The organism is Caulobacter sp. BP25, from assembly GCF_002737755.1.
Taxonomy (GTDB): domain Bacteria; phylum Pseudomonadota; class Alphaproteobacteria; order Caulobacterales; family Caulobacteraceae; genus Caulobacter.
The window spans coordinates 109167-122145 of sequence record NZ_PEGH01000004.1 but is presented as its reverse complement, the minus strand read 5'-3'; the positions used below and the strand labels follow the sequence as shown (position 1 = coordinate 122145).

Genomic DNA, 12979 nt, shown 5'->3' with positions numbered 1-12979 from the left:
GCCGATGACCGAGACTGCTTCGCCGCCCGCCGCCGTTCCCTGGCGACTTGTTCTGCTTTTGGGCGCGCTGACGGCCTTCGCCCCCATGTCGATCGACATGTACCTGTCCAGCCTACCCGCCATCGGCCGGTCGCTGCAGGCGGGTCCGGAACAGACCCAGGCGACGCTGGCCGCCTTTTTCGCGGGCATGGCGATCGGGCAGGTGATCTATGGGCCCGCTTGCGATCGCTTTGGTCGTCGGCCGCCGCTCTTGTTCGGCGTCGCCATCTTCTTCACAGCCTCCGTGGTTTGCGCCTTGGCCCCGAATATCGAGACCTTGATCGCGGCGCGCTTCGTTCAGGCGCTCGGCGGCTGCGCCGGCGCGGTGGTGGCGCGGGCCGTGGTCCGCGACCGCTTCAGTCAGACCGACACCGCGCGCGTCCTGTCGCTGATGATGTTGATCATGGGCCTGGCGCCGGTGCTGGCCCCGCAGCTGGGCGGCGTGGTCCAGCTGGTCGCTGGCTGGCGCGGCGTGTTCTGGGTTTTGGTGCTCTTCGCCGTGATTATCGGGGTTTGGGTAATGCTTGGCCTGCCGGAGTCGCGCTCGGCCGAGACAGCCGCCCAAGCCCGTTCCGAGAACCCGCTTAGCGCCTATGTCGCGCTGTTCGGTATGCGACGACTGGTGGGGTACGCCCTGGCCGGCGCGCTGAACGGAGCGGTGTTGTTCACCTACATCTCGACCGCGCCGGATCTGGTGATGGGAACCTACGGCTACACGCCCATGGCCTTCAACCTGATCTTCGCTTTCAACGCCGTCGGGATCATTGGCGCCAGCCAGATCAATCGCTGGCTGCTGCGGCGCTCGACGCCCGACCAGGTGCTGCGCAAGGCCAGCGTCGGCTCGATCGTCGCGGCCCTGCTGCTGACCCTAGCGGCCTGGACCGGCTGGGGCGGGCAATGGACCGTGCTGCCGCTGCTGTTCGCGGCCTTATCCGTCTACGGACTGATGGGCGGCAACACCATGGCCGGGGCGCTCAGCGTCGACCCCCAGCGCGCGGGCTCGATCTCGGCCCTGATGGGCTCGGCCTCGTTCGCGGCCGGAGCCCTGGCCTCGTGGGCGGGCGGGGTGCTGCACGACGGCACGGCCAAGCCGGTCGCGGCGGTGATGTTCGCCTGTCTGATCGGCTCGTCGTTGGCGATCTTCTTCCTGGCCCTGCCGGGCGGGAAGAAGATTCAGGCTTGATCGCGCAAGGTGAAGGCGCGCCAGGCCAGCAGCGCCCAGCCGATCATGAACGATAGCCCGCCGATCGGCGTGATCGCGCCCAGGATGCGCGGCGCGCCCAGCGCCAGGGCGTAGAGCGAGCCGGCGAAGATCAGGCTTCCGAACAGGAAGAGGCCCGCGACCAGACCCATGCCGCGCGCGCCGGCGCGGTGCAGCCCGAACGCCGCGAGCACCGCCAGGGCATGGCTCATCTGGTACTGCGAGCCGGTATGCAGCCACTCAACCGCCTTGGGATCACGGACGCCATGCGCGGCGAAGGCGCCGAAGCCCACCGCCAGCAGCCCGCTGATCGCCGCCAGACCTGTCCAGGTCTTAGGGGGCCATGCCTTCATCACCTTGACGCTCCGGAAACATTGCAATCGTGGGGCGCGACCTTAACGTCGTTCATCTGGACGTAAAGCCGGTCCGTCAGAGACCCGGCGCGAACAGGGAGGGACGGCATGGCGCTCACCTGGGGCGACGACTATCCGATCCATCAGACACCCGAGCCGGTGGCCTACGCCGGCACGGATCGGAACTTCTACGACCGCTATTTCTTCAACGGCTACGCGCTGTCCGGAGACGGAGACGACCTGTTCTTCGCCGCAGCGTTCGGTGTCTATCCCCACCTGAACATCGCCGACGCCGCCTTCTGCGTGATGAAGGGCGGCAAGCAGGTGAACCTGCACGCCAGCCGCTGGCTGGAGATGGAGCGGATGGACCTGACGGTGGGGCCCATCGCCATCACCGTGATTGAGCCCCTCAAGCGCCTGAAGCTGACGGTGACCGCGCCCGAGCACGGGATCGCCGCCGAGATCGTCTTCGAGGGCCGGGCCTTTCCGATCGAGGAGCCGCGCTTTGTCCGGCGCAACGGCCCGCGCGCCTTCATGGACTACACCCGCCTGACCCAGAACGGCCGCTACTCGGGCTGGATCGAGGTCGACGGCGTGCGCTCCAGCGTCGACGGGTTCGTGGGCACACGCGATCGCTCGTGGGGCGTGCGCCCGGTCGGCGCCCGCGATCCGCAAGAGGTGGTCCCGCCGGTCCCGCCGCAGTTCTTCTGGCTGTGGGCGCCGTGCAATTTCGAGGACGGCGGGCTCTTCTTCCACACCAATGACGACGATCTGGGCCGGGCCTGGAACCGCCGAGCGCTGTGGCTGGGCGACGGCGAACGCGAGCTGGAGTTCGGCGGTTTCGCGCAGGCGTCCTACGCCATCCAGTGGAAGAGCGGCTCGCGGCACGCCCGCGCCGCCACGCTGGACTTTGGCGCGGATGGGACGATGAGCGTCGAGCCCCAGCGAGAGTTCTTCATGCTGGGCCTGGGCTATACCCACCCGACCTGGGGTCACGGCCTGAACCAGGGCAGGCTGAAGGTCGAGCGCGAGGATTTCGTCACCGCCGATCTCGACCGCGCCGTTCCTCAGCACCTGCATGTCCAGGCCCTCAGCGACGTGACCTATGTCGACGGGGCGGGGCGGACGCGGAAGGGGCGGGGGGTCTTCGAGCAACTGGCGATCGGACCGCACGCGCCGTCCGGCTTCGCCTCGATCCTGGATATGGCGCCATGAGCCTGGCCGAGCGCCTGGAGGCGTATCTGACGCGGGTCTGGGGCGAGGCTGTCGCTGTCGCCGATCTCTCGCGCATTCCCGGTGGCGCCAGCCGCGAAACCTACCGCTTCAGCGCGCGGACAGCCAAGGGCGAGCGCCCGTTGATCCTGCGCCGCGATCCGCCCGGCAGCCTGATCGAGACCGACCGCAGCCTGGAATATCTGGCGTTCGAGAGCTTCCACGACCGTCTGCCCGTGCCCCGACCGGTGGCGATGGAGCCCGACGGCGCAGAGCTGGAGCGGCCGTTCTTCATCATGGAGCGCGTCGAGGGCGGGACCGCCGCCTCGCCGTTCACGGTTGTCCCCTATGGCGAGCATGCGCGGGCGATCGGGGAGCAGTTCTTCTCGATCCTGGGGACCATCGCCGCCGCCGATCCAGCTGTCCTGCCGCTGGCCAAGGCCGCCGAGGCGCCCGCGCCCGACGCCTGCTGGAAGATCGCGCTCGACCAATGGGCTGGCGTGATCGAGGCCGATCAGCAGCATCCGCAGCCGATCGTGTGGGCGGCGATCCGCGCCCTGCGCCGCCGCCCGCCGCCGCCGGCCCAGGCGATCCGCGTGGTGCATGGCGACTACCGCACCGGCAACTTCCTGCACGATGGGACGGGGAGGATCATCGCCATCCTGGACTGGGAGATGGTCCACCTGGGCGATCCGCTGGAGGACCTGGGCTGGGCGCTCGATCCACTATGGGGTCACTTCGAGGCCGACAAGGTCTCGGGCATGTTGCCGCGCGATGAGGCCCTGGCGATCTGGCGGCGAACCAGCGGCCTTGAGGTCGACGAGACGGCCCTGGCCTGGTGGAGCCTGTTCAACGCTGTGAAGGGCCAGGCGATCTGGACCTCGGCGGCCAAGGAATATCGCGACGGCGGTTTCAAGGACCCGGTGCTGGCGATCTCGGGCTGGTACACCGCCCGTCGTCACGACGAGATCCTGGCGGCGGCCTTGCTCAAATGGGAGGGCCTGACCTTGGAGAAATTGGCATGACGCCCAGCTTGCCCGACATCCTGGTCGGCAACTTCATGTGCATGATCGACCCGCCGCCGCCCGAGCAGCAGGGCGAGTTCATGGCGGGCAAGGTGGCGGTGGTGGCGCTTTTATCGCTGTTGGCCGCTCAGGAGGCCGAGCGCGGCATCGCCGCGCGAGTCACCGAGAACGCGGCGATCCAGGCGTTGCTGAACGAGGCGGCGAGGGACTACGCGGTCGAGGCGCTGATGGGGACCGATGACTTGTCCCTGGCGGCGCTGGACGCGGCGAACGCGCGCCTGCGGCTGGCGCTGATCGGCCTGCACGAGGCGGTCGAGGCCCAGGGCGACACCGCGCGACATCACGCGATCCTGCGGCTCTATGCCCGGATGGCCGATCTGCGACGGCTGGACATGCCGCCGCTGCCAGGGCGCTGAGGCTCTGTTGCCTTGTTCTGGCTATCTATACCGGTTGTGCTTGGCCACTTCGTCTGGGCTGATGTCCAGCGGCGCGGGCGCAGCGGCGTTGTAGGCGCCGGTCTGGTTCAGGTCCATCACCACGCTGCGGTGGCCCTCCCAGATCATGTGGACGGCGACATAGAGCACGATCACCAGGCCGACGAAGCCAATCCAGCGATGCTTCTGCAGCAGGCCAGCGATGGCGGTGGCGGCCAGGCCCATCAGCACGATCGACAGCAGCAGACCAAAGATCAGGATCGCCGGATGCTCGCGCGCCGCGCCAGCCACGGCCAGCACGTTGTCGAGCGACATCGAGACGTCCGCGATCAGCACCTGGATGAAGGCTGACTTGAACGACTTTGCCTGACGCGCGCGGGGCTCGGTGGTGGGGTCGGAATCGATCATGGCCATGGCGTCGGCCTGGTCGTGCGAGGCCTGCTCGCGCAGCTCGCGCCACATCTTCCAACAGACCCACAGCAGCAGGAAGCCGCCGGCCAGCAAGAGGCCGATGACGCCCAACAGCCAGGTGGTGATCAGCGCGAAGCTGATCCGCAGAACGACAGCCGCGCCCAGGCCATACAGAATGACCTTCTTGCGCTCCTTGGGCGGCAGGCCGCCGGCGGCGAGGCCTACGGCCACGGCGTTGTCGCCGGCCAGGACGAGGTCGATCATCAGGACTTGCAGCAGGGCCATGAGGGGGCCCTGGAAGCTGTCCAGGTTAGCCATCAGCGTGTCGAACATGCGCCCTCAATGGGATGACGCGCGGGTCGATGCAAGACGCAAAACGGTCGCTCAGGGCCTAAACGCGCTTGGGTGTCGATTGGCGGCGCCGTGCAAACCATCGCACGACGGTGACGAGCGCCAGCAGGGCGACAAACAGCAGGATCGGCCCGGCTGGGCCTCGCGCCGTAGAGGCGCGCGCCGGGGCGGGCGTCTGATTCCGGGGCGGTGGAAGATCTGGCCTGGGCGCTTGAGCCAGGGCTTGCGGCGGCGCCGTAGGCTGTTCGGGGGCCACTGGCGGAGGAGGCGCGGCGACCGCCTGAGTCGCGACGGGACGCGCAGTCGCCAGCCGCGCCTGGGTCTGCGCCGTGGAGGCCCAGGCGTCGCCGCCTTGGACCGCGACGACGGCCGCCGCGATGATGGCCAGGAGCCTCCGCATCGGCAGAAAGCGCCTAGACCGCCGTCTTGCCGCGCGGCTTGGAGGCTTCATAGAGGGCGATCGCCGCAGCCGCCGAGACGTTGAGGCTCTCGAAGCCGCCCGGCATCGGGATCTTGCCCAGGGTGTCGCAATGCTCGGCCACCAACCGGCGCACGCCTTCGCCCTCTGAGCCCAGGACCAGCACGGTCGGGGCGCCGTCCAGAACCTCGTCCAGGGTCTGCTCGGCCTCGCCGGCCAGGGCCACCGCGCGCCAGCCCAGGTCGGCCAGTTCCTCGAGCGCGCGAGAGAGATTGACCACGCGCGCGTAGGGGACCTTGTCCACCGCGCCGACGGCGGTCTTGGCCAGCACGCCGGAGAGAACCGGCGCATGTCGATCCTGCAGGATGACGCCCTTGGCGCCGAACGCGGCGGCCGAGCGGAAGATCGCGCCAATGTTCTGCGGGTCGGTGATCTGGTCCAGCATCACCAGGAAGCCGTCGTTCGACGCGGCCAGTTCGGCGATCGACAGCGACTCGGGCTCGTCGATCTTCAGGGCCAGGCCCTGGTGCACCGCGCCCTGCGGAAGGTGCTTGGCGATCTCCTGGCCTTCCATCACCTGCAGGCAGGCAAGTTTCCTCAGGTCGGGGGCGAGTCGGCTGGCGCGATCCGGGGTCGCCAGAAGCCGCTTTGGGGTGGGCCGCTGAGGGTTGGAAAGCGCGGCCTCAACGGCGTGAGTCCCCCAAATCCAGTCCTTGGCGTCGCCTTGGCCTCTGGAAAAGTCTTTTTGTTTCCGGGGCTTGGAACGAAAATCGCCGCCTTGTGCAGAAGGGCGTTTCCGGTCGTTGCGTTCGGAATGAGAGGACACTATAAGACGCGCTCCGATTTGGGGCCCCGAGGGCTTCTCGGCCTGCCGGCGCTGCTCTTAGCATCGTCCGGCATCGGTCCAAGAAGCTTTTGTTTCGCATCGGCGTTTGACGGCTTGCCGTCGTTCGTCGAAGCGGATAAAGGCCGCCGGCTTCGGAACTCCATCGCGTGCTTGGGGGAATGTCCCGAGTGGCAAAGGGGGGGACTGTAAATCCCCTGGCGTAAGCCTTCGTAGGTTCGAGTCCTACTTCCCCCACCATGCGCGCGGTGAGTTTCGAGGGTAGGCGGCTTGAGCAAAAGATAGGGTGCTCCAGAGCCAGAGACCGGGAGCCGACGCGACCCCGCAAGCCCCATTTTTTGGGTGATGGGCGGGTATAGCACAATGGTAGTGCAGCAGCCTTCCAAGCTGAGGATGCGGGTTCGATTCCCGCTACCCGCTCCAGCTCCCTAAAGAGTTATTCCCAACAACCCAGCCGCCGGCGCGAAGGTAGAGACGATGGCCAAGGAAAAGTTCGAACGTACTAAGCCGCACTGCAACATCGGCACCATTGGTCACGTTGACCATGGCAAGACGACGCTGACGGCCGCGATCACGATCACGCTGGCGAAGTCGGGCGGCGCGACCGCCAAGAACTACGCCGACATCGACGCCGCGCCGGAAGAAAAGGCCCGCGGCATCACGATCAACACGGCTCACGTCGAGTACGAGACGGCCAACCGTCACTACGCGCACGTCGACTGCCCCGGCCACGCCGACTACGTGAAGAACATGATCACGGGCGCGGCCCAAATGGACGGCGCGATCCTGGTCGTGTCGGCCGCCGACGGCCCGATGCCGCAGACCCGCGAGCACATCCTGCTGGCCCGCCAGGTCGGCGTGCCCGCCCTGGTCGTGTTCATGAACAAGGTCGACATGGTCGACGACGAAGAGCTGCTCGAGCTCGTCGAAATGGAAGTGCGCGAGCTGCTCAGCTCGTACCAGTTCCCGGGCGACGACATTCCGATCACCAAGGGCTCGGCCCTGGCCGCCGTTGAAGGCCGCGACGCCAAGATCGGCGAAGAGGCGATCCTGGCGCTGATGGCTTCGGTCGACGCCTATATCCCGCAGCCGGAACGCCCCGTTGACCTGCCGTTCCTGATGCCGGTCGAAGACGTGTTCTCGATCTCGGGCCGCGGCACCGTGGTCACGGGCCGTATCGAAAAGGGCGTCGTGAAGGTCGGCGAAGAAGTCGAAATCGTCGGCATCCGTCCGGTCCAAAAGACCACCTGCACGGGCGTCGAAATGTTCCGCAAGCTGCTGGACCAAGGTCAAGCCGGCGACAACGTGGGCGTGCTGCTGCGCGGCACCAAGCGTGAAGACGTCGAGCGCGGCCAAGTGCTCTGCAAGCCGGGTTCGATCACCCCGCACACCAAGTTCGTGGCCGAAGCCTACATCCTGAACAAGGAAGAAGGCGGCCGTCACACCCCGTTCTTCACCAACTATCGTCCGCAGTTCTACTTCCGCACGACCGATGTCACCGGCATCATCAAGCTGAAAGAAGGCGTGGAAATGATCATGCCGGGCGACAACGCCGAGCTGGACGTCGAGCTGATCACCCCGATCGCCATGGACCAAGGCCTGCGCTTCGCCATCCGCGAAGGCGGCCGCACCGTCGGCGCCGGCGTGGTTGCGAAGATCGTCGAGTAATCTCGACCGTCTTAGCTTCGGCTGACAATGCGAAGGCCCCGGAGAGCAATCTCCGGGGCCTTTTGCTTTGGGGGGGCTGGGGCGGAATCCCTCTCCCGTTTGGGAGAGGGCGGGGCCCGCCGCGAAGCGGTGGGAGGGTGAGGGATTATTGAGTTAGCCGCGAATTCAGAGTCCTTCAGCTCTTCTTCAACGCCTTATCCGGTGAGCGCCTAGTCCCTCACCCTTGTTTGCCGATGGGATGTTAGGCGTGGGTGTCCGGAAGGTCCGCCCGGCGTTGGCGCGCCAGGCGGACGGTCGGAGAGAGGCCGTTTCACCCTGAGCCGTTAGGGGCTGCGTGGGAGCTGGGCCCTCGTCGACGTTTCAAGACCCGGATGGTTGCAGGGACGACAGGGTCCGCAAGCACAAGGACGGGACATGGAACGGTGTAAGCTTAACACGATCATCGCCGGGATTGATGTGGGGAAGGGTCGCCTCGACGTGGCGCTTTATGGCCGGAGCGAGACGTTGGTGATCAACAATAGCCCGGCCGGGATCGGAAGCTTGCTGGATTGGCTGAAGTCGCACGGCGTCACGCGCGTTGGGCTGGAAGCGACCGGAGGCTACGAACGGGCGGTGCGTGAGGCCATGGGCTTTGCGGGTCTAGAGGTGGTGATGCATCAGCCTCTGGAGGTTCGGCTGTTCGCGCGTCTCAAGCGCATGAAGGCTAAGAACGACCGTCTCGATGCGGCGCTGATCGCTGCGGCGACGGCGCAGGTCGACGCGGTCAGGGCCGCCAGCGATCCTCGCTTGAGCCAGCTAGCCGAGCGCCTGACGGCCTACGAGCAGATGAGCGATCAGGCCGCCCAGATGAAGACCTATCTGGAGCACGTGACGCTGAAGGACATCATCCGCAGCTATCAGGCTCGGATCCGTTCTCTGGAAAACCTGAAGGCTCGGCTGCTTAAGGACATCCTGGCCCTGGTGGCGGTTCATCCCGACTTGGCCCAACGTCTGGCGCTGCTGCGAAGCCTGCCGGGCTTTGGGCCGGTCGTGGCCGTCGCCGTCCTGATCCGCATGCCCGAGCTTGGCGCCCTGGAGCCAGGAAAGGCCGCCGCCCTGCTCGGCGTTGCGCCGTTCGACAGCGAAAGCGGCCAACACAAAGGCCAGCGCTTCATCCAGGGCGGGCGCTCTCGCCCCAGGCGTCTTGTCTACATCGCCGCACTGGCCGCAAAGCGCGTCGATACAGGCTTCAGGGCCTTCGCCGAACGACTGCGCTCAAAGGGCAAGCCTCCTAAGCTCGTCCTTGTCGCCATCATGCGAAAGCTCATAGAGGCGGCGAACCTAATCCTCCGTCAGCAACGCCCCTGGCGCACTCGACCCGCACAATGACATGGTTGCTCCCACGCTGCGCGTGGGCCCCGCCCTCTCCCGAGGGAGAGGGGTCTCAGTGCCCGTCCGCCCACGAGCGTTCACCATCCCCAAACCCAACAAACTCAACGCCCTACGCCTCCCACCCACGAGCGCCGCCAAAATCGACGCATCGCTCCCAAAACCGCCCCCATACTTGTCCTCGCCCCGTCGCGGGGGAGGGCGTTCAGCTGGCGACCGAACGAGCGGCGGGGGTGATCGAGCGGGAAGCGCTCGTCGGTGGGCCTTGGATGGCCGCCGCTCGCAACGGATCTCCACCGGGCTCCCTGAAAAACCGGGACGAAGGCGAGAAACCCGCGAGGGTTCCGACAGGCGCGGCAGGCGCGGGCTGAAATCGCCCGCGCGGTCCGGAGGGAACGCATCTTCCTCCGCCCGCCCGGGGCCTCTTTCGGAAGCGGGTTAAAACCCCGCGCGTCGAGGGCTCCGGAGCACAGGTCGCGCGGAGCGCTCCGGCCTCGGCCGAAACGGTGTTCCTCTACCCATTGATCCGGGCCCTGCCCGGACGCTCCGCCGCCTCCCCAAGCCCGCCGGCCGCACCGGCGGAAGGGCGCCGCCGTGCGCGCGCCTCCTTCACTCACCGTCCAAAGAAAAAGGCGGGCCCCGCGAAGGGCCCGCCCGTCAAGTTGGGTGGATGTTTCGAAAGACCTAGAACTTGGCCTTCACCGCCACGAAGAAGCGGCGGCCCAGCACGTCGTAGGTCGACGGATCAGTGTTGGCCTGGACGTAGGACGAGAAGTAGGGCGGCTGCTTGTTGGTCAGGTTGGTGACGCCGCCACGGATCGAGTAGGTGTCGGTGACGTTCCACGACGCGTTCAGGTCGTAGTAGTTGACCGCGCCGATCTTCTCGCTGGCGTCGGACGCGTCGACCATGTCGCCGATGTAGCGCCAGCGGGCGCCAACCTCGACCGGACCGATCACATAGCTGACCGAGGTGTTGTACTTCCACTCGGGGTGGGAGACGGCGGTCGAGCTGATCTGGGTGTTGCCGATGGTGCCCTTCAGCTCGGCGAAGCCCTCGCCCGGCAGGCTCTGGACCTTGAAGCTGTCGAGGTACGTGCCCATCACATTGACCTTGATCGCGCCGTAGCTGTCGTCGAGGCCCACGGCGCCCAGGCCAAAGCCCCAGTCGACCTGGAAGTCGACGCCCGAGGTCTTGTACTGCGCCAGGTTCAGGTTGGTCAGGGTCAGGGTGTCGATCTCACCCGTCTGGCTGTTCCGCTCGAACAGGCTGCAATAGTAGTTGCTGGTGGCGCCCGTCGGGTTGCCCTCGGCCGAGTAGCACTTGTCCAGCGCCGTGTTGGCGTCGATCGTGCCGATCGCGTTCTTGATGCTGATCGAATAGTAGTCGACCGACATCGACAGGCGCTCCAGCAACGGGTGGGCGATGCGCGGGGTCCAGACCGCGCCGATGCTGTAGGTGTCGGCGGTTTCTTCCCGCAGGTCCGGGTTGCCGCCGCTCAGCGCGTTCACCTGGCCGTTGGTGTAGGTGTAGCTGTCGATGATCGCCGACGGCACGCCCTGGGCCAGGCAGAGGGCGCGGACCGTCGAGGCGTTGGAGCCGGCGCGGTAGGTGCTGTTGTAGGCGCAGGGGTCCTCGCTGATCGACGGATAGCCCTGGTTCTGCGGCGAGTAGAGTTCGCCGATCGACGGGGCCCGCACGGCGCGCTGATAGCCGCCGCGAAGGCGGAAGCCCTCGACCACTTCCCAGTCGCCGTTCAGCTTGTAGGCGTCGACCTTGCCCACGGTGTCGTAGTCCGACAGGCGATAGCCGGCGGTCAGGTCAAGGGCCTTGATGAACGGCAGGTCCTTCAGGACCGGGACCAGCAGCTCGCCGTACAGTTCCTTGACGTTGGTCGCGGCGTCGATGGCGTCCTGGGCGTTGAAGCCGACGACGTCGCCGGTCGACAGCAGGCTGTCGGGCTCGAACAGGTAGGTGTCGCGCTTGTAGCTGGCGCCGATGGCGGCGCGGACCTCGCCGGCGGGCAGTTCGAACAGTCCGCCTTGCAGGTTGGCCTCGACCACCTGTTGTTCGGCGACCGTGCGGTTCTTGGTCTGGCGCGAGATGTACGAGCGGCAGGCGTTCGACAGGGTGTTCAGGCCGAACGGATCATAGCCGCCTTCGCAGAGGCTGGCGCCGCCGTCGGCGGCGTTCAGCAGGGTCTGGACCGCCGAGTGGCTGATGTTGCCCGACTGGGTCTCGTTCTGTTCGGACCGGCCGTACGAGGCGAAGACGTCGTACGTCCAGTCCTTGAAGCCGATGTCGCCGCGCACGCCGCCGGCGATCTGGAACACGTTGAAGGTGGTTTCCGAGACACGGGGCCCGACGTCGGTGAAGCGCTTGCGCAGCAGGAAGCTGGCGGTCGGATCGGCGCGGCTGGCCAGCAGCGTGGCCAGGTCAGACGAGATGAACGGATTGGTGACCGGGACGGTGAAGCCGGTGGAGCTCGCCGCCGGCGCCGGCGCCAGGATCGTCTGCGAGTCATAGTGCGTGAAGTTGAACGAGCCGTAGAACTGAGCGTGCTCGTTGATCCGGTAGTCGGTCGCCGCATAGGCGGTGTAGCGCTGCAGCGGCAGTTGCAGCAGGTTCAGCGGGCCGGTGTTGTAGGTGCCGTTGACCGGGATCGTCGAATAGTCGATCGCCGTCGAGCCCTTGTAGTTCACGCCATTGTAGAACAGCGTGCCGTCGTCGTTGAAGCCGAGGTTGGCGCTGGCCTTCACCGTGCCGGCGGCGACGCCGTACTTGGCGAAAACGGCGTCGACGGCGGCTTGGGTCGGCAGGTTCGTGCCGGTGGCGTCGTAGCGGCCATAGGGCGTGGTCGAGGACGCGCCCGACACCGCGGAGAAGTCGCGCGAGGCGTTATAGACCGCGCCGCGCTCGGAATAGCCAAGCGAGAAGACGGCGTGACCGCGGCCTTCGGCGTACTTGCCGCCGGCGGTCAGGGCCAGGGACTTCTCGCGGCCATCGCCTTCCTCGGTGACGCCGTATTGAGCGTCCACCTGCAGACCGGTGAAGTTATTGTTGAGCTTGAAGTTGACGACGCCGGCCAGGGCGTCCGAGCCGTAGGTCGCCGAGGCGCCGCCGGAGATCACCTCGATGTTCTGGATCAACGCGGCCGGGATGATGTTGACGTCGACCGTGCCGTCGGCGTTCGACGGCACCACGCGGTGGCCGTCCAGCAGGATCATCGTGCGCGCGGTGCCCAGGCCCCGCAGGTCGATGTTGGCCTGGCCGCCGTTCGACGGGTTGTTCGACGTGCTGCTGACCGACGGCACGAACTGCGGCATCTGGTTAAGGATGGTGTCGACGGTGACCGAGCCCAGCTTTTCGATGTCGGCCTTGCCCACCGTGACGATCGGGCTTTCGGAAGCGTAGTCGCGGCGCGCGATCCGCGAGCCCGTCACGACGATTTCCTCGACCGCTGTATTGCTGGCCTCCGTCTCGGTCTGAGCGTGGGCGATCGCAGGCGCGGCGTTCAATAGAAGCACGAGGGCGGATGCGCCCCCAAGATACTGGATCTTGAGCATAGGACTGTCCCCTAACGCGCCGCCTTCGGAGAAGACGGCCAAAAATCAGCGAAAAGGTGTTCGCGATGCGCAGAGGGCTAGGAGGCGTCTG

At 66.7% G+C, this 12979-nt stretch carries 11 protein-coding genes and 2 tRNA genes; 8 read left to right on the top strand and 5 right to left on the bottom strand.

Annotated features, from left to right (window positions below; all coding sequences use genetic code 11):
- Positions 1-4 precede the first annotated feature (4 nt).
- On the top strand, positions 5-1222 hold the full coding sequence (locus CSW59_RS01815) for a multidrug effflux MFS transporter (RefSeq protein ID WP_099442419.1): 1218 nt from the start codon (positions 5-7) through the stop codon (positions 1220-1222).
- On the opposite strand, the gene CSW59_RS01810 is transcribed toward CSW59_RS01815, so the two are convergent.
- The gene (locus tag CSW59_RS01810; protein ID WP_099442418.1) at positions 1213-1593 is read right to left on the bottom strand and encodes a DUF423 domain-containing protein; all 381 of its coding nucleotides are present in this window, start codon (positions 1591-1593) and stop codon (positions 1213-1215) included. The genes CSW59_RS01815 and CSW59_RS01810 overlap by 10 nt on opposite strands.
- A gap of 108 nt (positions 1594-1701) precedes the next feature.
- Here CSW59_RS01810 and CSW59_RS01805 point away from each other — a divergent pair, with 108 nt between their 5' ends.
- Genes CSW59_RS01805 through CSW59_RS01795 form a run of 3 tightly spaced genes read left to right on the top strand, consistent with a single transcriptional unit; the run spans position 1702 to position 4246 of the window.
- Complete coding sequence (locus CSW59_RS01805; RefSeq protein WP_099442417.1) at positions 1702-2808, top strand: hypothetical protein; 1107 nt, start codon at positions 1702-1704, stop codon at positions 2806-2808.
- On the top strand, positions 2805-3830 hold the full coding sequence (locus tag CSW59_RS01800; protein ID WP_099442416.1) for a phosphotransferase family protein: 1026 nt from the start codon (positions 2805-2807) through the stop codon (positions 3828-3830). The genes CSW59_RS01805 and CSW59_RS01800 overlap by 4 nt, the downstream gene beginning before the upstream one ends.
- Positions 3827-4246 carry a hypothetical protein gene (locus CSW59_RS01795; protein WP_099442415.1) on the top strand — a complete coding sequence of 140 codons (420 nt, stop codon included), beginning with the start codon at positions 3827-3829 and terminating at the stop codon, positions 4244-4246. Before CSW59_RS01800 ends, CSW59_RS01795 begins: the two co-directional genes overlap by 4 nt.
- 21 nt (positions 4247-4267) lie before the next feature.
- Here the strand turns inward: CSW59_RS01795 and CSW59_RS01790 are convergent, their stop codons facing one another.
- From CSW59_RS01790 to rlmB, 3 genes are read right to left on the bottom strand one after another with little or no spacing between them, the layout of a single operon-like run.
- Positions 4268-5008, bottom strand: a complete 741-nt coding sequence (locus CSW59_RS01790; RefSeq protein ID WP_099442414.1) for a TerC family protein — start codon at positions 5006-5008, stop codon at positions 4268-4270.
- A gap of 58 nt (positions 5009-5066) precedes the next feature.
- A complete protein-coding gene (locus CSW59_RS20490) occupies positions 5067-5426 on the bottom strand; it encodes a hypothetical protein (RefSeq protein ID WP_143754932.1) in 360 nt (119 codons plus the stop codon).
- 13 nt (positions 5427-5439) lie between these two features.
- A complete protein-coding gene (gene rlmB, locus CSW59_RS01785) occupies positions 5440-6270 on the bottom strand; it encodes a 23S rRNA (guanosine(2251)-2'-O)-methyltransferase RlmB (RefSeq protein ID WP_099442413.1) in 831 nt (276 codons plus the stop codon).
- Between the two features lie 173 nt (positions 6271-6443).
- On the opposite strand from rlmB, the gene CSW59_RS01780 reads away from it, so the two are divergent.
- From CSW59_RS01780 to CSW59_RS01765, 4 genes are all read left to right on the top strand, one after another.
- Positions 6444-6528: transfer RNA gene (locus CSW59_RS01780), tRNA-Tyr, on the top strand.
- Between the two features lie 109 nt (positions 6529-6637).
- Positions 6638-6711: transfer RNA gene (locus CSW59_RS01775), tRNA-Gly, on the top strand.
- Between the two features lie 54 nt (positions 6712-6765).
- Complete coding sequence (tuf, locus tag CSW59_RS01770; protein ID WP_099442412.1) at positions 6766-7956, top strand: elongation factor Tu; 1191 nt, start codon at positions 6766-6768, stop codon at positions 7954-7956.
- 414 nt (positions 7957-8370) lie between these two features.
- Entirely contained in the window at positions 8371-9324 is a 954-nt protein-coding gene (locus tag CSW59_RS01765; RefSeq protein WP_099442359.1) for a transposase, read from the top strand.
- Between the two features lie 684 nt (positions 9325-10008).
- Here the strand turns inward: CSW59_RS01765 and CSW59_RS01760 are convergent.
- Positions 10009-12888: a TonB-dependent receptor domain-containing protein gene (locus CSW59_RS01760; RefSeq protein WP_099442411.1), complete on the bottom strand. Its 2880-nt coding sequence runs from the start codon at positions 12886-12888 to the stop codon at positions 10009-10011.
- Between the last annotated feature and the right edge of the window lie 91 nt (positions 12889-12979).